General features: G+C 71.3%; 20 protein-coding genes and 1 pseudogene. 14 read left to right on the top strand and 7 right to left on the bottom strand.

Annotation, left to right across the window (positions count from 1 at the left end):
* Positions 1–7 precede the first annotated feature (7 nt).
* The 3 genes from QSK30_RS25325 to QSK30_RS25315 all read left to right on the top strand — a co-directional run bounded on the left by QSK30_RS25325 (position 8) and on the right by QSK30_RS25315 (position 3,285).
* The gene (locus QSK30_RS25325; RefSeq protein ID WP_285506415.1) at positions 8–682 is read left to right on the top strand and encodes an SRPBCC family protein; all 675 of its coding nucleotides are present in this window, start codon (positions 8–10) and stop codon (positions 680–682) included.
* Between the two features lie 516 nt (positions 683–1,198).
* Positions 1,199–2,137 carry a ribose-phosphate diphosphokinase gene (locus QSK30_RS25320; protein ID WP_285506413.1) on the top strand — a complete coding sequence of 313 codons (939 nt, stop codon included), beginning with the start codon at positions 1,199–1,201 and terminating at the stop codon, positions 2,135–2,137.
* Positions 2,134–3,285, top strand: a complete 1,152-nt coding sequence (locus tag QSK30_RS25315; protein WP_285506412.1) for a CapA family protein — start codon at positions 2,134–2,136, stop codon at positions 3,283–3,285. Before QSK30_RS25320 ends, QSK30_RS25315 begins: the two co-directional genes overlap by 4 nt.
* 393 nt (positions 3,286–3,678) lie before the next feature.
* Here QSK30_RS25315 and QSK30_RS25310 read toward each other — a convergent pair whose 3' ends face one another.
* Positions 3,679–4,626, bottom strand: coding sequence for an o-succinylbenzoate synthase (locus tag QSK30_RS25310; RefSeq protein WP_285506410.1), 948 nt, complete (start codon positions 4,624–4,626; stop codon positions 3,679–3,681).
* Between the two features lie 37 nt (positions 4,627–4,663).
* On the opposite strand from QSK30_RS25310, the gene ybiA reads away from it, so the two are divergent.
* On the top strand, positions 4,664–5,206 hold the full coding sequence (gene ybiA / locus QSK30_RS25305) for a riboflavin biosynthesis intermediates N-glycosidase (RefSeq protein ID WP_285506409.1): 543 nt from the start codon (positions 4,664–4,666) through the stop codon (positions 5,204–5,206).
* 29 nt (positions 5,207–5,235) lie between these two features.
* Positions 5,236–6,045, top strand: a complete 810-nt coding sequence (locus tag QSK30_RS25300) for a serine hydrolase domain-containing protein (RefSeq protein WP_285506408.1) — start codon at positions 5,236–5,238, stop codon at positions 6,043–6,045.
* Between the two features lie 32 nt (positions 6,046–6,077).
* Here the strand turns inward: QSK30_RS25300 and QSK30_RS25295 are convergent, their stop codons facing one another.
* A complete protein-coding gene (locus tag QSK30_RS25295) occupies positions 6,078–6,230 on the bottom strand; it encodes a hypothetical protein (protein ID WP_285506406.1) in 153 nt (50 codons plus the stop codon).
* A 36-nt stretch (positions 6,231–6,266) separates the two neighbouring features.
* Positions 6,267–7,922 carry a DNA repair helicase XPB gene (locus QSK30_RS25290; RefSeq protein WP_285506404.1) on the bottom strand — a complete coding sequence of 552 codons (1,656 nt, stop codon included), beginning with the start codon at positions 7,920–7,922 and terminating at the stop codon, positions 6,267–6,269.
* Between the two features lie 167 nt (positions 7,923–8,089).
* Between QSK30_RS25290 and QSK30_RS25285 the strand changes: the two genes are divergently transcribed.
* Both QSK30_RS25285 and QSK30_RS25280 read left to right on the top strand, forming a co-directional pair.
* On the top strand, positions 8,090–8,791 hold the full coding sequence (locus QSK30_RS25285; RefSeq protein WP_285506402.1) for an LppU/SCO3897 family protein: 702 nt from the start codon (positions 8,090–8,092) through the stop codon (positions 8,789–8,791).
* A gap of 162 nt (positions 8,792–8,953) precedes the next feature.
* The gene (locus QSK30_RS25280) at positions 8,954–9,715 is read left to right on the top strand and encodes an LppU/SCO3897 family protein (protein ID WP_285506401.1); all 762 of its coding nucleotides are present in this window, start codon (positions 8,954–8,956) and stop codon (positions 9,713–9,715) included.
* Between the two features lie 63 nt (positions 9,716–9,778).
* On the opposite strand, the gene QSK30_RS25275 is transcribed toward QSK30_RS25280, so the two are convergent.
* The 4 genes from QSK30_RS25275 to QSK30_RS25260 are packed head-to-tail and all read right to left on the bottom strand — an operon-like array spanning position 9,779 to position 13,218.
* Positions 9,779–10,567 (bottom strand): ABC transporter ATP-binding protein, encoded by a 789-nt coding sequence (locus QSK30_RS25275; RefSeq protein ID WP_285506399.1) that lies wholly within the window; start codon positions 10,565–10,567, stop codon positions 9,779–9,781.
* Between the two features lie 21 nt (positions 10,568–10,588).
* A complete protein-coding gene (locus tag QSK30_RS25270) occupies positions 10,589–11,371 on the bottom strand; it encodes an ABC transporter permease (RefSeq protein WP_285506397.1) in 783 nt (260 codons plus the stop codon).
* Positions 11,368–12,147, bottom strand: a complete 780-nt coding sequence (locus tag QSK30_RS25265; protein WP_285506396.1) for an ABC transporter permease — start codon at positions 12,145–12,147, stop codon at positions 11,368–11,370. The genes QSK30_RS25270 and QSK30_RS25265 overlap by 4 nt, the downstream gene beginning before the upstream one ends.
* A 42-nt stretch (positions 12,148–12,189) precedes the next feature.
* A complete protein-coding gene (locus tag QSK30_RS25260; protein WP_285506394.1) occupies positions 12,190–13,218 on the bottom strand; it encodes an ABC transporter substrate-binding protein in 1,029 nt (342 codons plus the stop codon).
* Positions 13,219–13,860: 642 nt separating this feature from the next.
* Between QSK30_RS25260 and QSK30_RS25255 the strand changes: the two genes are divergently transcribed.
* From QSK30_RS25255 to QSK30_RS25225, 7 genes and pseudogenes are all read left to right on the top strand, one after another.
* A complete protein-coding gene (locus tag QSK30_RS25255; protein WP_285506392.1) occupies positions 13,861–16,839 on the top strand; it encodes a sensor histidine kinase in 2,979 nt (992 codons plus the stop codon).
* Positions 16,836–17,264, top strand: a complete 429-nt coding sequence (locus tag QSK30_RS25250; protein WP_285506390.1) for a roadblock/LC7 domain-containing protein — start codon at positions 16,836–16,838, stop codon at positions 17,262–17,264. Before QSK30_RS25255 ends, QSK30_RS25250 begins: the two co-directional genes overlap by 4 nt.
* Before the next feature lie 30 nt (positions 17,265–17,294).
* On the top strand, positions 17,295–18,005 hold the full coding sequence (locus QSK30_RS25245) for a DUF742 domain-containing protein (RefSeq protein WP_285506387.1): 711 nt from the start codon (positions 17,295–17,297) through the stop codon (positions 18,003–18,005).
* Positions 17,986–18,591, top strand: coding sequence for a GTP-binding protein (locus tag QSK30_RS25240; RefSeq protein ID WP_285506385.1), 606 nt, complete (start codon positions 17,986–17,988; stop codon positions 18,589–18,591). Before QSK30_RS25245 ends, QSK30_RS25240 begins: the two co-directional genes overlap by 20 nt.
* 239 nt (positions 18,592–18,830) lie before the next feature.
* Positions 18,831–20,693, top strand: coding sequence for a hypothetical protein (locus QSK30_RS25235; protein WP_285506384.1), 1,863 nt, complete (start codon positions 18,831–18,833; stop codon positions 20,691–20,693).
* 6 nt (positions 20,694–20,699) lie between these two features.
* Positions 20,700–23,480 carry an ATP-binding protein gene (locus QSK30_RS25230; RefSeq protein ID WP_285506383.1) on the top strand — a complete coding sequence of 927 codons (2,781 nt, stop codon included), beginning with the start codon at positions 20,700–20,702 and terminating at the stop codon, positions 23,478–23,480.
* Between the two features lie 103 nt (positions 23,481–23,583).
* A pseudogene (locus tag QSK30_RS25225) lies at positions 23,584–23,912 on the top strand (hypothetical protein); the annotation flags it as partial.

The raw sequence follows: 23,912 nt of genomic DNA, 5'->3' as shown, positions 1-23,912 counted from the left end.
TCGGGACGTGCAGTTGGAGCACCAGTTCTCCGTCCCTGCGGGGATCGACACCGTGTGGGCGGCCGTGCTCGACCCGCAACGGGTGGCGCCGTGCATGCCCGGCGCCACCCTGACCGAGGTCGACGGCCAGTCGTTCACCGGCACCGTCAAGGTGAAACTCGGCCCGATCTCCCTGGTGTACAAGGGAACCGGCGAGTTCCTCGACCGAGACGACACCGCCCACCGAGTCGTGATCAAGGCGGCGGGCAAGGACTCCCGCGGCAACGGCACCGCCGCCGCCACAGTGACCCTGACCCTCACCCCGGACGGCCCGGGGTCCACCGCCGGCCAGGTCAGCACCGACCTGGCCATCACCGGCAAACCCGCCCAGTTCGGCCGCGGCCTGATCTCCGAGGTCGGCGGCAAGATCCTCACGGTCTTCGCCACCTGCCTCGCCGACCGCCTGGGCACGGCCGAGGAACCCGAGCCGCAGGCGGACAGTCCACAAGAGACGGAGGTGGCGGGAGATTCGCGCTCGGATGACCAGGGTGCGGAACGGCCGCTGCGAGCTGTTCCGAGTGGCGAGTCGATTGATCTGATGGAGTTCGCGGGCGGATCCCTAGCGAAGCGCCTGCTGCCGCTGGGCATTTGCGCGGCTTTGGTCGCACTTGTGGTGGTGTGGCGCAGCCGCAGGCGTGGGTGAGTGACGCTTGTGCGCATCGGATGCTCGCCACCACACCGCAGCGGAGAGGCCGACCCCGCTGGTGCACGACAAGATCCCGACCCCGCTGGTTCCGCAGTGGAGATCCCGATCAAGCTGGTTCCGCAGCGGATAGGCCGCCCCCCACCAGACCGCAGCGGCAGGCCGCCTCCGCTGGTACCGGCGGCCCCGCTACGGATGCTCGATCTAGTGGACTCGCTTCGTGTGGGGGGAGAGCACCGCTAAACTTGACCTGTGGTGGGGATGCCCTTCACCCCACGCTTTTTCCCCACCGCGGTGCTCTAGGGGCCCCACACGAAGCGAGTTCACTAGATCGAGCCCAGGCTTCTAACCCGGGCAACGAAGACGGCAACGCCGAGCGCGAGCTCAAGCGAGCTCACAAGACAGGTGAGCGCGGCCCGCCGCAGGTGCTGGTGAGGGCCTGCGGACCGCCCCCCACCGGCCCCCACTAGGGTTGGGTCGCAGCGAGCGCTGCGTCCGTGGTCCATGGGGAGTGACGTGCGGGATATCGCTTTGTTCAGCGGCAGTGCCTATCCGGAGCTCGCCGCCGAGATCGCCGCCCACCTTGGTGTGCCGTTGCACCCGGTGCGGGTGCAGCGGTTCGCCAACGACTGTCTCGAAGTGCAGTTGCAGGCCAACTGCCGGGAGCGGGACGTCTTCATCATCCAGCCGCTCGTGCGGCCGGTGCAGGAGAACCTCGTCGAGCTGCTGCTCATGCTCGATGCCGCCCGCGGGGCCTCGGCCGCGCGGATCACCGTCGTGTTGCCGCACTACGCCTACGCGCGGTCCGACAAGAAGGATGCCCCGCGCATCTCGATCGGTGGACGGTTGGTGGCCGACCTGATGGTCGCCGCCGGTGCCGACCGGGTGTTGACCATGACCCTGCACTCGCCGCAGGTGCACGGGTTCTTCAGCGTTCCGGTGGACCACCTGCACGCCCTGCGTGAGCTCGCGGGTCACTTCAGCGCGCTCGACCTGTCCAACACCACCGTCGTCTCGCCCGACCTGGGCAACGCCAAGGAGGCCGCGCGGTTCGCCCGGCTGCTCGGCGTCCCGGTGGCCGCGGGCGCCAAGCAGCGCTTCGCCGACGACCGGGTCACCATCACCTCGGTGATCGGCGACATCGACGGCCGCGACATCATCGTGCTCGACGACGAGATCGCCAAGGGCAGCACCGTCCTGGAGCTGCTCGACCGGCTCCGCGAGCACGACGTCCGCTCGGTCCGGGTCGCCTGCACGCACGGCCTGTTCGCCGCGGGCGCCCTCAAGCGGATCGGCGACCAGCCGGAGGTGGTGGAGATCGTGTGCACGAACACCGTCCCCATCCACGAGGAGTCCGAGAAGCTCACCGTCCTGTCCATCGCGCCCGCACTGGCCGAGGCCATGCGCCGCATCCACGACGGGGAGTCGGTCAGCGCCCTGTTCGACGCCCCGTGACCGGCCCGGCCCGCCGGGTGGCCGCGGCCCTCGGCGCCGCCGTGCTGGCAGCGGGTTGCACGGGCGACCCGACCGTCGAGTCCCGACCCGTGACCACCGCCCCGGCGACCACCACCCCGCCCGCCAGCACCGCCGCGGCCCCCGCCCCGAGTGAGGGCTTCACCTTGATCGCCGGTGGTGACGTCCTCATCCACCCCGCCCTCACCACCCAGGCCGAAGCCGACGGCGGCGGCACCCGCGACTACGCCCCCCTGCTCGCAGGCATCAAACCCGCCATCGAGTCGGCCGACGTCGCACTGTGCCACCTGGAGACCCCACTGGCGGACAAGGCGGGTCCGTTCCGGGGCTACCCCAGGTTCAGCGGTCCACCAGAGATCGCCACCGCCCTGGCCACCACCGGCTTCGACACCTGCTCCACCGCCTCCAACCACACCCTCGACCAGGGCCCCACCGGCGTCACCAACACTTTGAAAGCCCTGGACGCCGCCAAGATCACCCACACCGGCTCAGCCCGATCAGCCGCCGAGGCCGCTAAACCCCTGATCAGAGACGTCAAGGGCACCAAGGTCGGCTTCGTCTCCTACACCTTCGGCCTCAACACCGGCACCTCCCGCCCACCCGGCGCCCCCTGGACGGCCAACCTCCTGGCCACCACCGAGGTCATCGCTGAGGCGAAGGCCGCCCGAGCCGCAGGCGCCGAGGTCGTGGTGGCCAGCATCCACTGGGGCATCGAGGGCAAGCACGAGGCCACCACCGACCAACAGCGCACCGCCAAGGCACTGCTGACCAACCCCGCCATCGACCTGATCATTGGCCACCACGCCCACGTCGTGCAGCCGATAGAGAAGATCGGCGAAAAATGGGTCACCTACGGCCTGGGCAACATGATCGCCCGACACGAAGAACCCAAAGGCGACACCGAAGAAGGCGTCCTAGCCAGATTCCACTTCACCAAATCCCCAACCGGCTGGACAACCGACCGAGCGGAATACCTGCCGATCCTGACCGACCTCGGCCCACCACTCCGCTTACGCGACCTGACAACGGACACGACGGTCAACCAGGCCCGCAAGACACAAGCACTGACCCGCACAGATCAAACAATACAAAGCCGTGGCGCCACCAGTGCAGGGCTAACCCGCCCCTAACCCCACGCCAGACCAGATCAACAACCCACCACCAAACCGCAGCGTGAGGCCGACAACGCTGGTTCCAGTGGTCCGGTCCGCTCATTTGAACGACCCACCACCCGCCCCAACCACCACCAAACCGCAGTGAGAGGCCGACCACGCTGGAACGCAACGCCCGGTACGGATGCTCGATCTAGTGGACTCGCTTCGTGTGGGGGAGGAGTACCGCTAAACTTGCCGGTGGTGGGGAATGCCCTTCACCCGCCCTTTTTTCGCCACCGCGGTGCTCTAGGGGCCCCGCGCGAAGTGAGTTCACTAGATCGAGCCCCCGCTCTTACTCGGGCAACGAAGACGGCAATACAAACACGAACTTCCTAGATCGAGCCCACGCTTGCAACTCAAGCAAGGCCCTCACCCGCCCAAAGCAGCCACCCTCCCCAACCGCCCAAGCCACCGATCCCGCACCGAGTCATCAGCCTCAGTCAGCGCATCCGGAGCAGGCGCCGTCCGCGGCACCGCCAGCCACCCGTCCTTCGGCCGTAGCGGCCGCGAGACCGCGTCCGCCGTCAACAGCGCCAACGTCCCCAGCCCACACGCGTAGTCCAGCGAAGGCAGCGCCCCCGCCAAAGCCAGCCCAGCCGCCAGCCCAACGCTCGTTTCCAGCGCCGACGACACCACGCACGGCAGTCCGCACGCCTCAGCCACCGCCAGCGCTCGCCGCACCCCGCCCAACGGGGCCACCTTCAGGACCGCGATGTCGGCCGCGCCCGCGACCGCCACCCGCAGCGGGTCGTCTGCGCGCCGGATGGACTCGTCCGCGGCGATCGGCACGTCGACCCGCCTGCGGACCGCGGCGAGTTCCTCGATCGTGCGACACGGCTGTTCGACGTACTCCAGCCCGCCCGCCGCCCGATCCAGCGCCCGGATCGCGGCGACCGCGCCGTCGACGTCCCAGGCCCCGTTGGCGTCCACCCGGACGCGCCCGCCAGGGCCCAGCGCGTCCCGGACGGCGGCCACGCGTTCGACGTCGGCGGACAGCGAGGTCCCCGGGTCGGCCACCTTCACCTTGGCCGTCGTGCAGCCCGAGGCCACCACCAGCTCGGCCGCGCGCTCCGGCGAGACCACCGGCACGGTGGCGTTCACCGGGACGCGGTCGCGCACCGGTTCGGGCCAGCCGTGGTCGGCGGCCTCGCGGGCAGCGGCCAGCCAGGGCACCGCCTCGGCGTCGGAGTAGTCGTGGAAGGGGCAGAACTCGCCCCAGCCGGCGTCGCCGCGCAGCAAGAGGCCCTCGCGCACGGCGATGCCGCGGAACCGGGTGCGCATCGGGATCGCGTACACGCGCGTGTGCTCAGGAAACACAGGTGAATCGTCGCAGACCAGCGCCTACCTTGTGCGCATGCCGCACCTGGACACCCTGTTGGACCGCGAACGCGCGGGCGAGGCCATCGACTTCCTGTTCTTCTGGGGCCACCGCCCCGCGGCCGACGGTCGGGTCGGCGCGTCCTGCCTGAGCCAGTGGTGGCGGTCCGGGTTCGACGTCGACGGCGAGCACTACCGCACGGCCGAGCACTACATGATGGCCGCGAAGGCCCGCCTCTTCGGCGACGAGGACATCGCCCGCGCGGTCTTGGCGGCCGACGGCCCGGACCAGGCCAAGTCTCTCGGCCGCAAGGTCCGCGGCTTCGACGACGCCCGCTGGCGGGAGCACCGCTACGACGTCGTCGTGCGGGCCAACGAGGCCAAGTTCGGCCAGCACCCGGCGTTGGCGGCGTACCTGCGCGGCACCGGCGACGCCGTCTTGGTCGAGGCCAGCCCGGTCGACTCGATCTGGGGCATCGGCCTGACCGCCACCAGCCCGGACGCGCGCAGGCCATCGAGCTGGCCCGGGCTCAACCTGCTCGGCTTCGCGCTGGTGGACGTCCGCGCCCGGCTGCGCTGAGCCCGGGCGGCTCTCATAGGGTCGGGGCCATGCGGAGCCTGGAAGCGGTGCGGGAGTGGCCGGTCGACGAGGCCGCGGCGGCGGTCATCGCCGCCGACGGCGCGGTCCTGGGGACGGTCGGCAACCAGGAGCGGCGGTTCCGGCTCGCCTCGGTCACCAAGCCGCTCACCGCCTACGCCGTGCTCGTGGCGGTCGAGGAGGGCGCGGTCGAGTGGGACCAGCCCGCGGGCCCGGCGACCGTGCGGCACCTGATCGCGCACACCTCCGGGCTGGCGTTCGACTCCGACACCGTGCAGGCCGAGCCGGGCACCCGGCGGATCTACTCCAACACCGGGTTCGACCTGCTGGCCCGCACTGTGCACGAGGCCACCGGCATCCCGTTCGGCCAGTACCTCGCCGAGGCGGTGTTCGCACCGCTTGGGATGACATCGTCCACATTGGACGGATCGGCGGCCGCCGACGCGGTGTCCACCTGCGCCGACCTCGCGCGCTTCGCCGCCGAGTTGCAGTCGCCGACGCTGGTCTCCGCGCAGACCGCGGCCGAGGCGACCACGGTCGCATTCCCCGGGCTGAGCGGCGTCTTGCCCGGCTACGGCAGCCAGCGCCCCAACGACTGGGGCTTGGGCTTCGAGGTCCGGGACGGCAAGAGTCCACATTGGACCGGAAAGACCAGCTCGCCGCGCACCTACGGCCACTTCGGGCAGTCGGGCACGTTCCTGTGGGTGGACCCGGACGCGCGGGCCGCCTGCGTCGCGCTGGCCGACCGCGCGTTCGGCCCGTGGGCCATCGAGGCGTGGACCCCGTTCACCGACGCGGTCCTCGCCGAACTGCGGGGCTGACCCGGCCGCGAGTCACGCTCGCGGCCGGGGACTCACTCTGGCCCCTCGGGCGGCTCGCTCGTCGGCAGCACGTCCTCCAGCGAGGACTGCTCCGCCTTCGCCGCCGCCACCTTCGCCTCGTCGATCAGCTCCCGCGAGTGCCGCACGCGCTCGCCCTCGTCCCACTGCTCAGGTTGCTCGGTCACGACGAGCGGGTAACCCGCGCCGCAGAGCCGGAAACCTCAGCCCGGGATCTGCGGCCCGAGCAGGTCGTCGGCGTCGCAGATCCGGTAGGCGTAGCCCTGCTCCGCCAGGAAGCGCTGGCGGTGCGCGGCGTACTCGGTGTCCAGCGTGTCCCGGGAGACCACCGAGTAGAAGTGCGCCTGCCGCCCGTCGCCCTTGGGGCGCAGCAGCCTGCCCAGCCGTTGCGCCTCCTCCTGGCGCGAGCCGAACGTGCCGGACACCTGCACGGCCACCGACGCCTCGGGCAGGTCGATGGAGAAGTTCGCGACCTTGGACACCACCAGCGTGCGCAGCTCGCCGCGGCGGAAGGCGTCGAAGAGCTGCTCCCGCTCCCGGTTCTTCGTCGACCCCTGGATGACCGGCGCGTCCAGCTCCACGCCCAGCTCCTCCAGCTGGTCGAGGTACGCCCCGATCACCAGCGTGGGCTCGTCGGGGTGCCGGTCCAGGATGGTGCGCACCACCGCGATCTTGGTGTGCGCGGTGGAGCACAGCTTGTACCGCTCCTCCGGCTCGGCCGTGGCGTACTGCAGCCGCTCGTTGTCGGTGAGCGTGACGCGGACCTCGGTGCACTCCGCGGGCGCGATCCAGCCTTGCTGCTCGATGTCGCGCCAGGGCACGTCGTAGCGCTTGGGGCCGATCAGGGAGAACACGTCGCCCTCGCGGCCGTCCTCGCGCACCAGGGTGGCGGTGAGCCCGAGCCTGCGCCGGGACTGCAGGTCGGCGGTCATCCGGAACACCGGCGCGGGCAGCAGGTGCACCTCGTCGTAGACCACCAGGCCCCAGTCCCGGGAGTCGAAGAGCTCCAGGTGGCGGTACTCGCCGCCGGTCTTGCGGGTGATCACCTGGTAGGTGGCGATGGTGACCGGGCGGATCTCCTTGCGCTCGCCGGAGTACTCGCCGATCTCCTCCTCGGTGAGCGAGGTGCGCGCGATCAGCTCGCGCTTCCACTGCCTGCCCGCGACCGTGTTGGTGACCAGGATCAGCGTGGTGGCCTGCGCCTGGGCCATCGCGGCCGCGCCCACCAGCGTCTTCCCCGCGCCGCAGGGCAGCACGACCACGCCGGAGCCGCCCGCCCAGAACGACTCGACGGCCATCCGCTGGTAGTCGCGCAGCACCCAGCCGTCCTCGACCAGGCTGATCGGGTGCGCCTCGCCGTCGACGTAGCCCGCCAGGTCCTCCGCGGGCCAGCCGACCTTGAGCAGCACCTGCTTGAGCCTGCCGCGCTCGCTCGGGTGCACCACGACGGTGTCCTGGTCGATGCGCTCGCCCAGCATCGGCGCGATCTTCTTGTTGCGCAGCACCTCTTCGAGCACCGCGCGGTCGATCGATGCCATCACCAGGCCGTGCACCGGGCTGTTCTGCAGCGTCAGCCGCCCGAACCGGCCCATGGTGTCCACGATGTCGATCAGCAGCGGCTGCGGCACCGGGTAGCGGGAGTAGGTGGACAGCGCGTCGACGACCTGCTCGGCGTCGTGGCCCGCCGCCCGGGCGTTCCACAGCGCGAGCGGGGTGACCCGGTAGGTGTGCACGTGCTCGGGCGCCCGTTCGAGCTCGGCGAACGGTGCGATGGCGATCCGGGCGTCGTTCGAGCTCGGGTGGTCGATCTCCAACAAGAGGGTCTTGTCGGACTGCACGATCAGCGGGCCGTCGGTCACTGGTCCCTCGCTCCCTGCGCTCGGCTGGTGTCCAGTGTCGCAAACAGCGAACGGGGGTTCGTTAGTCCCACCGCCGCAGGCCACAGTTCGGTAACCGGGCTGCCAGGTCCGCGGGCCGGACCGCTAGGTTCCACGCGCCACCCCCACCGCGACGCCAGAGGCCGCTCATGAGCAACCCAGAAGAGCCCGTCGACCAGCGGGATGACGCCGAGCGGCCGCAGGCGACCGACAGCCCGCGGCAGGCCGACGGGGTGGCCGCCGACGAGCACGTCCCCACTGACGAGCACACCCCCGCCGACGAGCCCGAGCCCGCCGAGGAGCACGCGGCAGACGAGCACGTCCCCGCGGACGAGCACGCCGCCGATGAGCACGTGCCCACGGTGCGCCCGCGCAAGCCCTTACCCGCGTGGGCGATCGCGCTCATCGCGGTGCTCATCACCGCCGTGGGCTTCGTGGTCTTCCGCTACGTCCTCGACGACGACGCCCCGACCGCCGAGTGCGCCGCGGTCACCGGCGCCGACGACCAGGCACGGGTCGAGACCGTCGACTGCGACGACGACGCGGCCACCTTCCGGGTGGCGTCCAGACTGGACCTGTCCGACAACGGCTGCGCCGAGGGCGCCTACCGCGAGCTGCGCACCGACAAGCAGCTGCTCTGCCTGATGCCCAACTTCCAGGCGGGCCGCTGCTACGTCGCCGACGAGCCGAACCAGTCGTTCCGGGTGAGCGGCTGCGAGTCGCCGGAGTCCATCCGGATCTCCCAGGTGCTCGACGGGACCGCCGACCCCAGCCCGTGCCCGGAGGGCAACGGCATCGGCTACCCGGAACCGCCCACCGTCTTCTGCGTCGAGACGCCCAAGACACCCTGAAAGTCGCGCTTGGACGGTCACGGTGGGTGATTCACCGCCGGTTTTGCCGGTTAGCGGCACGTCTGGGCGGCGGGCGCGTTAGATTGCACCGCCGCACCGGTCGAGTCCCATGGGGACGGTGCCGCAAATGTCGTTTTTCGCCAGAACTCCACGAGGTGCACGATGTCCAACCCGCAGCAGCCGGGTCAGTTCGGTCCCCCGCAGGGCGGTCCGCAGCAGCCCTACAACCAGGGGCCGTCGACGCCTCCCGGAGGTCAGCAGCAGCCCCCGCCCGCCGGCCAGCCGTACGGCCCGCCGCCCGGTCAGCAGCCGCCGCCCTTCGGCCAGCAGCCCGTCCAGCCGGGTCAGCCGGGCCAGCCCGGCCAGCCGGGTGGCTTCCCCGCCGCGCCCCCGCAGGTCGCGCCGCCGCAGAAGAGCGGCAAGGGCAAGGTCATCCGACTGGTCGTCCTGCTGATCGTGGTGCTCGCGGTCGCCGGTGGCGCGATCTACTACTTCACCAAGTCCGCGGCCACCGCCGAGGCGGGCGACTGCATCAAGGTCAACGACGCCTCGGCCACCGACGCCGACGTCGAGAAGATCGACTGCAACAGCCAGGAAGCCGTCTACAAGATCGGCAAGAAGCTGGACAGCAGCTCGGCCAAGTGCCCGGGTGAGTTCTACGAGTCCTACACCCAGTCGAGCAACCGCGGTGGCGGGTTCACGCTCTGCCTGATGATCAATGCCAAGGACGGCGAGTGCTTCGACAACGTCATCTCCGGCGGCGCGGGCAAGGCGGCCCGCGCGGACTGCGCGTCGGCTGAGCTCAAGGTGGTCAAGGTCGTCACCGGCAAGGCCGACGAGTCCGCGTGCGACGGTGACGTCGACGGCGGGCTGACCTACCCGGAGCCGCCCACCACGCTCTGCGTGAAGCGGATCAAGCAGTAACCCAGTACGCACGACGAGGGGCCCGGCGGAATCCCGCCGGGCCCCTCGTCACGTCTCACCGGGTCACTTGTGCACCGGCTGCCGGGTGGCCTGCTTGCCCTGCAGCAGCCCGGCGACCCGGGCCCGCAGCTCCACGAACTCCTCGCTCGCCCGGGTGGTGATCTGGTCGCGCGCACCGCCCAGGTGCACGTCCAGGTCGGCCACCACGGTCGCGGGCGACTTCGAGAGCACCAGCACCCGGTCGCCCAGGTAGACGCTCTCGTCGATGTCGTGGGTGACCAGCAGCACCGTGGTGTCCTGCTCGCGGCGCACCCGCAGCAGCAGGTCCTCCAGCTCGAACCGGGTCTGCGCGTCGACCGAGGCGAACGGCTCGTCCATCAGCAGCAGCGCGGGCCGGTAGGCCAGCGCCCGGGCGATGGCCACCCGCTGCTGCATGCCGCCGGAGAGCTGCCACGGGTACTTGCGCCCGGCCTGGTCCAGGCCCACCGCGGCCAGCGCGTCGCGCGCCCGGGCCACCCGCTCCGCCTTGGCCAGCCCGCGCAGCGGGAACTCGACGTTGCGCGCCACGGTCAGCCAGGGGAACAGCGAGCGGCTGTAGTCCTGGAACACCACGGCCAGGTCGGCGGGCACGCCGTCGACCCGGTTGCCGTGCAGGCTCACCGTGCCCCGGCTGGGCCGCACCAGGCCGGCGATCGTGCGCAGCAGCGTCGACTTGCCGCAGCCGGACGGGCCCACGACGCAGACCAGCTCACCGGCGCGCACGGTGAACGAGAGCCCGTCGATCGCCGTGTGCGCGCCGTCCTTGCCCTGGTAGGTGTGTCCGAGACCGTCTACCTCGAGCATCGTCGTCACAGCGCCATCCTCGTCACAGGGTCATCCTCCGGTGGCCAGCGTCTTCGCCTCGAGCGAGTGCCGCGGCTGCCAGGCCAGCGCGCGCCGCTCGAGCAGCAGCAGGAGCGTGTTGAACAGGTAGCCGAGCACGCCGAGCAGCACGATCCACGCCCACATGTCGGGCAGCTCGTAGTCGGACTTGGCGCGCACCAGCCGGTTGCCGATGCCGTTCTCCGAGCCGACCAGCTCCGAGACGACCATCAGGATCAGCGCGATCGACAGGCTCAGCCGCAGCCCGGCGAACACCTTGGGCAGCGCCGAGGGCAGCACCACCCCGAAGGTCCACTGTGTCCTGGACAGCCGGAACACCTGGGCGGTCTCGACCTTCGTCGCGTCGACGCCGCGCACGCCGTCGACGGTGTTGAGCAGCACCGGCCAGATCGAGCCGAAGACGATCGTCGGCAGCTGCAGGTCGAGCACGCCCACCGTGGCGACGAAGAACGGCACCAGCAGCGGCGGTGGGATGGAGCGCATGAAGGTGAAGACCGGGCCCAGGTAGGCCATCGCCGCGCGCGAGCGGCCCAGCGCGACGCCCAGCGCCACGCCGATCACCGCCGCGACCGCCCAGCCGACGAGCATCCGCCCGACGCCGGGGACGATGTGGTCGGCGAACGCGTCGGAGAACCACAGCCTGCCCGCGGCCCGGGCGATCGTGGTCGGCGGTGGGAAGTTCTGGTCGTGCGCCGCGCGGGTGACCAGCTCCCACAGCACGACGGCCACGGCGAGCACGGCCCAGCGCCGCAGTTCCCGCACCAGGGCGCTCACCGCGCACCACCTCGCGGGGTGGACCAGGCGAAAGCCTTGCGCTGCAGCAGTTCCAGGCCGGCGTTGGCGCCGTAGCCGATCAGCCCGGCGAGCACGGTGCCCGCCAGCACGGTGTCCATGTCGAACCCACCGCTCCCCGCCTCCAGGACGACCTGGCCGATGCCGACGGACCCGCCCGCGAGCAGCTCCACGCTCACCGCGACACCCATGGCGATCGCGAAGGAGAGCCGGATGCCGGTGAGCACGAACGGTGCCGCGTGCGGCAGCGCGACCCGGGTGAGCACGCCCAGCCTGCCGGTGCCGAACGCGCGCGCGGTCTCCACGTGCAGCGGATCGATCTCGTCGAGGGCGTACATGGTGTTGAACAGGATCGGCCACAGCGCGCCGTAGACGGCGAGGGTGACCTTGGTGTCCGGGCCGGTGCCGAAGGTCAGCAGGGCCAACGGGATCAGGGCGACCGAGGGGATCGGCCGGAGGAACTCGACCAGGGTCATCACCCCGTGCCGCACCGCCGGGACGCTGCCCAGCAGCAGGCCCGCGGGGACCGCGACCAGGACCGCGATGACCAGTGCCAGCACGGTGGCCGAGAGGGTGGCGACGAGGGCCCGCTGGAAGTTCGCGTCGGCGAAGACGAGCTCGAGCAGGCGGGGGAAAACGACACTGGGTGGACGCAGGTAGTACGCCGGAACCAGGTCGGTCCGGCTGGCCACTTCCCAGATCGCGAAGAGGCCAACCAGACCGACCAGGCTCGCGGGAACTCGGGGAGCTCCGCTCACGGTGTTCGGCTCCGCCTCAGCGGGAGCCCACCCCCAGCCGGCTCACTTGTTCGTGCCGGAGTTCGGGATCATCGAGGCGACGTCGAGGTGCCCCTTGATCACGCCGAACTCCTCCATCAGGTTGGCCACCCGCTGGATGCGGTTGGCCTCCAGCGAGGTGGAGTAGGTCGAGATGGTCACCAGCTGCGCGGTCTGCTGGTCGATCTTGGCGTACTTGACGAACATCGGCTCGACCTTGGACCGGTCGGTCGCCTCGGCCTGCGCCTTGGCCAGCGCGCGCTGGAAGGCCGCGACGGTCTTCGGGCTGGAGGTGGCCAGCTTGCCCTGGCCGCCGATCGCGACGTAGCCCGACATCGGCATCTCCAGGGTGGGGCCGGAGGCGCCGTCGAAGACCGGCACCGCGCCCAGCTTCTTCATCGCGGTGGTCACCCACGGCTCGACCAGCACGGCGCCGTCGACGGAGTTCTTCTCCAGCGCGGTGATCATCTCCGGGAAGGCCATCTCGACGAACTGCACCTGGGTGTAGTCCACGCCCTGGGTCTTGAGCACCGACATCGGGGCCAGGTCGGTCATCGTGTTGCGGCCCGAGATAGCGATCTTCTTGCCGGGGGCGTCACCGGGCTTCTTGAACGTCGAGTCCTTGTTCGCCACGACCACGATGTGCCCCGGCTTGGCGGTCAGCCCGTCCGCGACGATCTTGAAGTCGGCGATCTTCTTGCTCTGCGCGAGCAGCGGGGCCGGGTAGGAGGCGAAGGCGATGTCGACGTCGCCGCCGATCAGGCCGTCGATGGAGGCCTTGCCGCTGGCCATCACGACCGGCTCGACCTGGAGGCCCTCGGCCGCGAAGTAGCCCTGCTCGATAGCCCGGTAGAACGGGGCCACGTCGACGACCGGCAGCACGCCCACGCGGATCTTGGCCTTCTCCACCCCGCCGGTGCCCTGCCCGGCGGAACCCCCGTCGTCGCCACCGAGCAGCCCGCACCCGCTCAGCGTCGCGAACATGGTGAGGGCGAGGACGGCGATCGGCAGCCGGGCGCGGGTGACCCGTCTGGTGGCAAAGCTTCGAAGCATTGGAGCCTCTCCTCATAGGAGGTTGGTTTTTGTCGAGGTGCGTGTCCCCCTGGGCACCGAGTGGCACTCTAGAGACAGTGCCGGGCGTGTCACAATGAGTACGCACTAGATGCCTTGCGGTGAACTCTCTCACTGATTCGAGCGAGACTGTTGACCCAACTGGGCGAACTGTGCAACCCCTCTGACCTGGGGTTTACGTTCTGTAGTCAACTTGGCTGAGGTATGCCGATTACTCATCCATATGGGCGACGGTGAACGTAGGGAAAACCACCACTACATCACCCAGATGAAATGTTGTCGCCACTAAGCATCGGGTACTGCGTGTGATGATGCCCTGGAAGGGTTACATCGTGACGTAGACTTCGCTACCTTCTGTGTCCACAGTGCGGCGCTCATCAGAGCGGCCAGGGAGAGCAGGCGTCATGCTCGCGGGTAACGTTGGGCCGCCCCGGTCCGACATCTTGCGGCGGTCGCCACGCACCCCGCCCGTCCGCGACGTTGCGCGTGCCGCACTGGGGTAGTTGTCCGTTAGAGCTGGCCTCCGAGTGACGGGCTACTGGCTCAGATGCAGGGAGAGTGCTGGCAGTGCCCGACCACACCACTGGGGTGGACTCAGGCCCAGGGAAAGACGGTGGTGCCGCCGTGTCCGAACTAGACGCAGGCGCGGTCGCGAACGCGCGTCCCCCCGGTCGCAAGACCGTCGAGGGCGGGTCGCGCTGGCGGCTGCGCAACTGGCGGCTGCGCACCAAGCTGGTCGCCGTCCTGATGGTCCCGGTCATCACCGCGGTCGCCCTCGGCGTGCTCCGCGCGACCAGTGAGCTCGACCGGGCGGCCACCTTCGACGAGGCCGCCGTCAGCGTCACCGCGACCCTCGACGTCGTGGCCCTCGTGCACGAGATGCAGAACGAGCGCAACCTCGTCGTGGCCTACGTGGCGGGCGGTCGCACCGGCGACGCGGGCCCGATGCAGGGCCAGATCCAACGGACCAACGCCAGCCTGTCGCGGCTGAGCCAGGCCGTCTCCAGCGTCTCCACCGGCAACGGCGACCTGCTCTCCTCCCTGGCCAGCAGGCTCAGCGCGGTCGAGTCGGTGCGCCAGGCCGCCACCGCCAGCGCCTACCCCGACGTCGGCGTCTACGGCGCCTACACCGCGCTCTTGGAGAACGTGCTCGCCGCGGGCTCGGAGTTCACCTCCTCGCTGGCCCAGCCCGAGATCGCCCGGCTGGCCACCGCCGCGCTGAGCATCGTGGAGGCCAAGGAGTACCTGGGCAGGCAGAACTCGATCCTGATGATCGCGGGCGCGCGCAACAACTTCCCGGCGAGCATGCTCGACCAGGCCCGGGCCGCCGAGGCCAGCTTCAACGCCTCGATCGCCAACTTCCGCGCCAACGCCGACATCGCCGAGGCGCAGTTCTACTCCGACACCTTCTCCGGTGCCGAGGTCGACGACCGCGAGCGGATCAAGCAGACCGCGTTCGTGCACGCCGACAAGGGCCTGCCGGACCTGGGCATCAAGATGGAGACGCTGGCCGCGGACTCCCGGGCCACCTCGGAGTCGCTGCGCAAGGTCGAGGTCACGCTGCTGGAGAAGCTGCGCACCAAGGCCACCCAGGCCGCCGACGCCGCCAAGTCCAACGCCTGGCGCGACGCGGTGATCGTGCTGATCGCGATCCTGGCCGCCCTGGTGGTCACCTTCGTCGTCGCCCGCTCGCTGCTGGTGCCGCTGCGCGTGCTGCGCCGCGACGCCCTGGACGTGGCGAACCGGCGGCTGCCGGAGACGGTGCAGCGGATCCTCGCCGACCCCGACCCGGTCGAGGCCTCGAAGAACGCGGTCGAGCCGGTGCCGGTGTTCACCCGGGAGGAGACCGGCCAGCTGGCCCGCTCCTTCGACGCCGTGCACGACCAGGCGGTCCGGATGGCGACCGAGCAGGCGCTGCTCCGCGACAACATCAACTCCATCTTCGTCAACCTGTCCCGCCGGTCGCAGACCCTGGTCGAGCGCCAGCTGTCCCTGATCGACCGGCTCGAGCAGGACGAGCAGGACCCCGACCAGCTCGCCAGCCTCTTCGAGCTCGACCACCTCGCCACCCGCATGCGGCGCAACTCCGAGTCGCTGCTGGTGCTCTCCGGCTCCGGCCTGAGCCGCCAGCTGTCCCGGCCGGTGCCCGCCGCCGAGGTCGTCGGCGCGGCGGTCTCCGAGGTCGAGCAGTACGCCCGGATCGAGGTGCTCTCCGCCCCCGAGGTGTCGGTGCAGGGCCGCGCGGTCTCCGACCTGGTCCACCTGATCGCCGAGCTGCTGGACAACGCGACCTCGTTCTCCGAGCCGGAGAAGAAGGTCTACGTCCGGATGGCGGTGACCAGGAAGAAGGAACTGGCCGTCCAGATCACCGACTCCGGCGTCGGCATGAGCGACGACGAGATCGAGTCCGCCAACTCCCGGCTCGCCGACCCGCCCGACCTCGACGTCGCGGTGACCAGGCGGATGGGCCTCTACGTGGTCGCCCGGCTGGCCAAGCGGCACGACATCAAGGTGCGGCTGCGCGACAACGAGGACATCGAGGGCGGCCTGATCGCCCGGATCACCGTGCCCGCCACGCTGGTCCAGACCTCCAGCGCCGCTCAGCCGACCAGCATCGTCGCCCAGACGCCCAGCCTCGGCGACACCGCGGCCAAGGCCAGCGGCATCGCGGGCGCGTTCACCGGCAGCATGCCGCGGCTGCGCTCGGAGAACGGCAGCCTGCTCAACGAGTCCCCGGTGGACCGCCCGGCCGAGGAGGTCGCGGGCTACCCGGCCTTCGACCCCGGCTTCGGCCAGCACGGCAGCCCGGACGACACCGGCGGCTGGGGCCCGCCCGCCACGCCCGAGGAGATCAACGCCCGGCTCAACGGCCACCTGGTCGACGACGCGGTCACCGGCTCGCTGTTCGGCCTGCCGCTGCCCGAGCCGAGCCGTGACGACACCCCCCGCGGTGACGCTCCTCGCAACGGCAACTCCGTCTACACCCCGGTCACCCCGCGCGGCGGCGACCAGCCGCAGCCCGAGCGGGTCGTCGACGCGCCCACCGAGCGCCTGCCGATCTACGAGGCAGTGCTCTCGCAGTGGTTCGAGGCGGGCGACACCGGCTCCACCCCGGTCACCAACGGGCACACCCGCCCGCCGGAGACCGAGGAAGAGCCGGTCGCCGAGGAGCACGACGCCCTGCCCGAGCCGCACGAGCAGGCCGAGCCGGTCGACCAGGCGCCCCCGGCGCCCGAGGTCGACGAGCCCGCGCCGGAGCCCGAGCCCGAGCAGGCGAAGGTCGACGCCTGGGCCTCGCCCGGCGACGACGGGTGGCAGCGGGCGCGAGCCCTGCTGGACACCACCGCGGACACCACGACGACGGCGGGCCTGCCCAAGCGCGTTCCCAAGGCGCACCTGGTGCCCGGTTCCGCCGCCCCACGGGAGGAGACCGCGGAGCAACCCGCGGTGCCTCCGCTTCCTCCACGCACGGCGGACGCCGTTCGCGGCCGCATGTCCAGCTTCCAGCAGGGGGTCCGGCGTGGCCGGCATGCCCTCATCGACGCCTACGCTGGTGACCAGACCGGTTCAGACGAGAGCCGCCTAGACGAGGAGCAGGAGTGACAACCGCGTCCGCACAGGGGCAGCCCGGTAGCTTCGGGTGGCTCATCACCGACTTTGTCCGCCAGGTGCCAGGCGCGGCGCACGCCGTGGTGGTGTCCGCCGACGGACTGCTGCTGGCGGGCTCGCAGGGCCTGCCCCGCGACCGCGCCGAACAGCTCTCCGCCGTGGCCTCCGGTCTGGTCAGCCTCACCGCCGGTGCCGCGAGGTGCTTCGAGGCGGGCGGGGTGAACCAGACCGTGGTCGAGATGGACCGCGGCTACCTATTCCTGATGTCGATCTCGGACGGCTCCTGCCTGGCCGTCCTGGCGGCCCCCAACTGCGACATCGGGTTGGTCGCCTACGAGATGACCCTGCTCGTCGAGCGGGTCGGCCAGCAGATGACGCCGGAGCTGCGCGCGCAGCTCCAGGGCGCGCAACGCAGGTAAGACCGGGCTGGATGGCGGGGTGAGGACGCGATGAGCACGGGCCGCAGACCCACGGGCAGGCGCACCGAGGACGACTTCTCCTACCGGGACCTGTTCGACTCGGACGCGGCGTTCGGTGGCCCGGACACCGAACTACCCCGGGAACAACAGGTTGATGAACCTGAGCGGAGGCTGGCGGACATGTCGGAGCGAGGTTGGGACGACCTGTCCGAACCCGGACTCGGCGAGCCGCCGAACCGGTTCGACATCGACGGGTTCCGAGCCAGGCTGTTCGGCGGCCCCAGCGCGACCCTCTATGGTGACCCCGGGATTCCCGCGCAGTCCGATTGGGACAGCAAGGAGATCCCGGCGGTTGCCGAGCTGGAGCCGGAGCCCGAGCCGGCCGAGCTCGCCCCGCACGAGACCGGCTCGATGGTGCGCCCGTACACCAAGACCGGTGGGCGCACCCGGTCCGACTACGATCTGGCGATCGAGGCGCTGGTGTCCACCAGCGACCGGGGACGGGTCCCCGACGCCGCGGTCCGTCCCGAGCACCGGTCGATCTGCGGCCTGTGCCTGGACACCCGGTCCGTCGCCGAGGTCGCCGCGCACCTGCGGCTGCCGCTCGGTGTGGCCCGGGTCCTCATCGGCGACATGGCGGGCATGGGCCTGGTCTCGATCCACCAGAGCGGCATGGTCGTGGGTGACCGGCCATCGATCGAATTCATGGAAAGGGTGCTCAGTGGGCTCCGCAGGCTCTAGTCCTCTCAGCGCGCGCGGCGCTTCCTCGCAGCCGACCACGTCGGCCAAGATCGTCGTGGCGGGCGGCTTCGGGGTGGGCAAGACGACCCTGGTCGGCTCCGTCTCGGAGATCGTCCCGCTGACCACCGAGGCCGTCATGACCGAGGCCAGCGTCGACGTCGACGACCTGTCCTCGACCCCGAACAAGGTGACCACCACGGTCGCGATGGACTTCGGCCGCGTGTCGCTGGACTCGGACCTGATCCTCTACCTGTTCGGCACCCCTGGCCAGCACCGCTTCTGGTTCATGTGGGACGACCTGGTCCGCGGCGCGATCGGCGCCATCGTGCTGGTCGACACCCGCAGGCTCGCCGACGCCTTCGCCTCGATCGACTTCTTCGAGGACCGCGGCCTGCCCTACGTCATCGCCCTCAACTGCTTCGACCGGGTGCTGCACCACCGCATCGACGACGTGCGCGAGGCGCTCACCGTCGAGCCGTCGGTGCCGATCGTCACCACCGACGCCCGTGACCGCGACTCCACCAAGGAGACGCTGATCACCCTGGTCGAGCACGCGATGAACCAGCGCATGTCCCGCGCCGTCTGACCACACTCGCGCGCAAGAGGCTCCCGGCTCCCCAGCCGGGAGCCTTTTTCGTGTTTGACCAGGTCAGTGGCTCTCCGTACTCCATACGACTACGTTCTGCTGATGTACGGTTACGATGTGATCGCGATCTCACGATCGGGTGACCACGCGCCCGCCCACTGTGGAAGGACTAGCGGTGATCGTCCACACGCCCGGCGTGACTGGGCCGGGCGCCGCGGTACTGGGTGAGGGGTTGCCTGATGAGCGAGGCCACAAGCCTGCAACTGGCCGAGCGGCTGTTCGTGCCGCAGGAGCGGTGGGGGTGGGAGTACGTGGCCCCGGCGCCCGCGACGCGCAGCCCGGACGCCGACCGGATGCCGGTCTGGCACGAGCCACCGCTGCCCGACGTGAGCGCGCTCGAGCACAAGGTCGCCGTCGGCAAGTCGCAACTGCTGCGCCGGGCGGGCGCCTCCGCGGTGCTCTGGATCATCGTCTCGGTCGCCTCGCCCGGCGCGGGCATCGCCGTGCTCGTCGCCGGGATCGCCTTCTCCTACGTGCTCCCGGTCCTGCTGCCCAGCCGCAAGATCAAGGAGGTGCTGGCCGGGGCGCAGGCCGAGCGCGAGGCCGGGCACCGGCAGTTCCTGCTGGCCCAGCGGCAGTGGCAGGCCGGGATCGGCGAGCACGACCGGGCCGAGGCGGCGCGCCGGGCCGCCGCGCTGCTCTGGCACCCGCTGGACCTGTGGTCGGGCCCGAGCCGGGTCGACGTCTTCGGCGGCACCGGTGACGGCTGGGCCGGTCTGCTCGCCACCCTGGGCACCTCGCTCACCGGGATGGGCGCGCCGATCACCGTCGTCGACTTCAGCGAGCAGCGGGTCGCGGGCGGCCTCGCCGCGTTCGTGGCGAGCCGCGGCCTGCCGGTCCGGCACACGGCGCTGCCCGAGGACGCGGCCAGGGTCAGCCTGCTGGCCGGGATCGACCCCGACGAGGTGGCCGACCTGCTGGCCCAGGCGGTGCACACCATGCGCCAGAGCGACCAGGTCGACCTGCGGGCGCTGGACACCGACCTGATCGAGGCCGTGGCCAAGCGGCTGGTCCGCCCGCCGACGTTCCAGCGGCTGGTCGCGGGCCTGGAGGTGCTGCGCCGCACCTACGACCTCGCCGAGGACGGCCCGCTCGACGTCGCCGAGGTCACCAAGATCACCGCCTACGTCGACACCCTCGGGCAGACCGAGCGGGTGCAGCAGGAGCTGCAGTTCCTGATCAGCACGCTGTCCCTGCTGGCCAAGGACGAGCCGGTGGCCGAGGACCCGGACACCACCGGGCTCTGGCACGCCGACGGGCTCTCGGTCATCACCACCGCGCACAGCCAGCACCGCCGCAAGGACTTCCTCGACCGGGTCGTGTTCCACCGGCTGCTGCACGACGTGCGCGGCAGGCGGGCGGGCGCCGACGACGGCGTCCTGGTGGTCGCCGGCGCGGACCAGATCGGCTTGGAGGGCCTGGAGTCGTTCGCCCGGCAGTGCAAGCGGGTGGGGATCCGGCTGGTGCTGCTGCTCGAGCGGCTGCGCGGCGACCTCAAGGAGCTGCTCGGCAGCGCCGACAGCGCCGCCATCCTGATGCGGCTGGGCAACGCCCAGGACGCGAGCGCGGCGGCGGAGTTCATCGGCCGCGGCCACAAGTTCGAGCTCAGCCAGGTGACCGCGCAGTTCGGCAAGTCCGTGGCCAAGGGCACCGGCCGCACGGTCGGGGAGACCGAGGGCACCAGCGAGACGCACGGGACCAGCAGCACCAAGGGCCGCAGCTGGAACCAGGGGGCGGGCAGCTTCCTGGCCGACTCCTTCGGCGGCTCGAACAGCTTCACCCGCAACGACTCGGTCACCGAGTCCCGCAGCCAGACCTGGCAGGAGACGGTGAACGAGACGGCGTCGGAGTCGGTCACCGACGGCACGACGCACGTCCGGGTCTACGAGTTCGCCGTCGAGCCGACGACGATCCAGTCGTTGCCCACCACCGCGTTCGTCCTGGTGGAGAACCCGCCCTCGGGCAGGCGGGTGGTGCTGGGGGACTGCAACCCCGGGATCACGTTGCTGGAGCGCGTCGCCGCGGACCCGCGGCGCGGGTAGGCGCGCGTGCTCACGGGTTTCACCTTCCAGCGCGTGCTCTCGGCGCCGCGGCGGCCGGACGACCCGGCCCGCCCCGACCCGGTGCCCGCGCAGCTGTTCGCCGCGCTCTCGGCCGCGCACGCCGAACTGGGCGCGCGGGCCGAGCCCGCCGCCGCGATCGCCGTGTCCTGGCACCGACCCCCGGGCGCGGACCGGCTCCAGGTCCTGGTCGGTGGCAACCCGTCTTTCCCGCCCAGTGCGGGGGGTTCCGGGCAGATCCTCTACCCGCCCGGCACCCGTGGCGTGCCCGTCGACGCCGCCGAGGTGGTCGCCGGGTTCGCCGCGCTGCCCGCGTGGCTGGCCTGCCCCGGTCGAATTGATCCACTGTGGACAGCCGAGCGCGGCACCGCCCGCCGCGGCGGGTTCGACGACTACGTCGCCCACCTCGCCGGACCGTTCGCCTGGCTGGTCGTGGCCGCGCCGCTGTCAGCCGAGGCGGTCGACCGCGAGCTGCTGGTGTTGGGCACGGCGATCCCGCGGCTGCGGCAGCGGGAGAACTCCGAGCTCGACCGGATCGCGCTGGAGCGGGCGCAGGCGCGCTACCGGGAACTCAGCCAGGCGCGCGTCGGCGGGATGTGGAGCGTTCGGGTGCTGGTGGGCGGCGCCGACGAGGTGGGCGCGCGGCGGGCGGCGGCCCTGCTCTGCGGGTCGAGCGACCTCGACGAGCTGCCCTACGTGCTGCACCCCGGTCCGGCGCCGGTGCCGTTCGACGCCGTGGGCGCGCCGGTGGCGGGGGAAGCGGACGCGCCGCGGTCGCCGTTCGCCGCCAGTGGCGAGTTCCTCGCCGCCGTGGCCAGGACACCGCGGCAGGAGCTGCCCGGGATCCGGTTGACCGAACCGGTCGCCTTCGACGTCACCCCGGAGCGGGACGGCCCGGTGCACCTCGGTGTGGTGCTGGACAACGGCGACCGGCCCGCGGGTCCGTTCGGCGTGGACACCGGGACGCTCAACCGGCACACCTTCGTCGCGGGCGCGACCGGCGGCGGCAAGTCGCAGACCGTGCGGCACCTGCTAGAGCAACTGCACCACCACGGTGTGCCGTGGCTGGTGATCGAGCCCGCCAAGGCCGAGTACGCGGCCATGGCGGGCCGGATCGGCGCGGCGAACGTGACGGTGGTCCGGCCCGGTGACCCGGCCGCCCAACCGGTCGGGCTCAACCCGCTCGAACCCGAGCCCGGGTTCCCGATCCAGACCCACATCGACCTGGTCCGCGCGCTGTTCCTGGCCGCCTTCGACGCCGACGAGCCGTTCCCGCAGGTGCTCGGCCACGCGCTCACCCGCTGCTACACCGACCTGGGCTGGGACCCGGCGCTCAGCGAGTCCCGGCGGCCCGGGGTGCGCCCGAGGTACCCGACCCTGGCCGACCTGCAGCGCGCGGCGGTCGAGGTGGTCAAGGGGATCGGGTACGGCAAGGAGATCACCGACAACGTCCTGGGCTTCATCGACGTGCGGCTCAGCTCGCTGCGGCTGGGCACACCGGGGCGCTTCTTCGAGGGCGGGCACCCGCTCGACGTCGCGGAACTGTTGCGGCGCAACGTGGTCCTGGAGATCGAGGACGTCGGCAACGACCAGGACAAGGCCTTCTTCATCGGCGCCGTGCTGATCCGGCTGCACCAGCACCTGCGCACCCGGCGGGCGCCCGGCGAGGTGGGCCTGCGGCACGTGACCGTGCTCGAGGAGGCCCACCGGCTGCTCAAGCGCACCGAGCCGGGCAGCCCGGCGGCGCACGCGGTGGAGCTGTTCACCGCCCTGCTGGCGGAGATCCGCGCCTACGGCGAGGGCATCGTCATCGCCGAGCAGATCCCAGCCAAGATCGTCCCCGACGTCGTGAAGAACACCGCGCTGAAGATCATCCACCGGCTCCCCGCCGCCGACGACCGCGAGGTGGTCGGCGCCACGATGAACCTCGACGAGTCGCAGTCGCGGCAGATCGTCTCGCTGCCCCCGGGCCAGGCCGCCGTCTTCACCGACGGCATGGACCACCCGATCCGCCTCTGCGTGCCGCTGGGTGCGCACCGCGAGGCCACCGCCCCCGGCCCCGCCCCGGCGATCCGCGCGGTGCGCAGTGTCGCTTGTGGACAGATGTGCCGATCCAGGGCGTGCACCCTGCGCGAGATCAACCTGGCCGGCCGCCTGGCCGACGACCCGCGCGTGGTGCTGTGGATCGAACTGCTGGTGGTGTCCCACCTGGTCGGCAGGCCCGCCCCGCGCCCGGACAAGACCTGGCTCGCCGACCTCGCCGCGGGGGCGGACCGGCGCACCCTCGAATGCGCTGTGGCGCACCGGGCGCAGACAGCGATCGACACCCGCTACGCCGGTCTGGCGGCGCACTACCAACCAGAGTCACTGACGGCCCACGTCGGCGCGGTAGCAGTGTCCCAAGTGGACGGTAATGCGGGCTGTGACGGCACCGAGACGCAGTGGCAGGCGGGCCGCTACCGCTGGATCGACGTCCTGCGCGCCCTCCGAGCCGCGGACCCCGGTCCACACCCCGACACCGCGGCTTGGGCCGCCCGCGGCCTGCGGCTGCCGGACACCGACCAGTTGGCGGCCCTGCGCGACCACCCCGACACCTGGCTCCCCAGCCGCACGGTGGTCACCGGCCCGGAACCGGTCTGCGAGACAGCCGCGGCCCAGCTCAGCAACGCCCCCACCCCCAACGCCCGCTTCCACGCCGCGACCAGGTTCCTCAACCTGGAGACCACCTGGCCCACCCTCGCCCTCGGCATGGCCCCCGATGAGCGTTGACACGGTCGACACCACCCCGCCGCCGGAGCCGCCACCGCCACCCGAACCGCCGCCGGAGACCAGCGGGACGGACACCCCGGCGCAGCCAGAGCCAGGGCCGGAGGTGAGCGACGCGGACCAGTTGGTGGACAAGGAACAACCCCTCTCCGAGACCCCCGAATCCCCAACTTCCGCCGTGGAACCCCAAGACCACACCGCCACCCAGCCCACCTCCGACGCCGACCACCTCATCGACGCCGAGCAACCGGTGCCGCATTCCGGGAGCACCACCGACGCACCTCCGGAAAGCCCGGCAGCCCCAGATAAGCCGACGGAGCCGACGGAGCCGACGGAGCCGACGGAGCCGACGGAGCCGACGGAGCCGACGGAGCCGACGGAGCCGACGGAGCCGACGGAGCCGACGGAGCCGACGGAGCCGACGGAGCCGACGGA

This window comes from Actinokineospora sp. NBRC 105648 (assembly GCF_030269645.1).
Classification (GTDB): Bacteria; Actinomycetota; Actinomycetes; order Mycobacteriales; family Pseudonocardiaceae; genus Actinokineospora.
The sequence above is the reverse complement of the archived record's forward strand: the minus strand, read 5'-3'. Positions and strand labels throughout refer to the sequence as shown.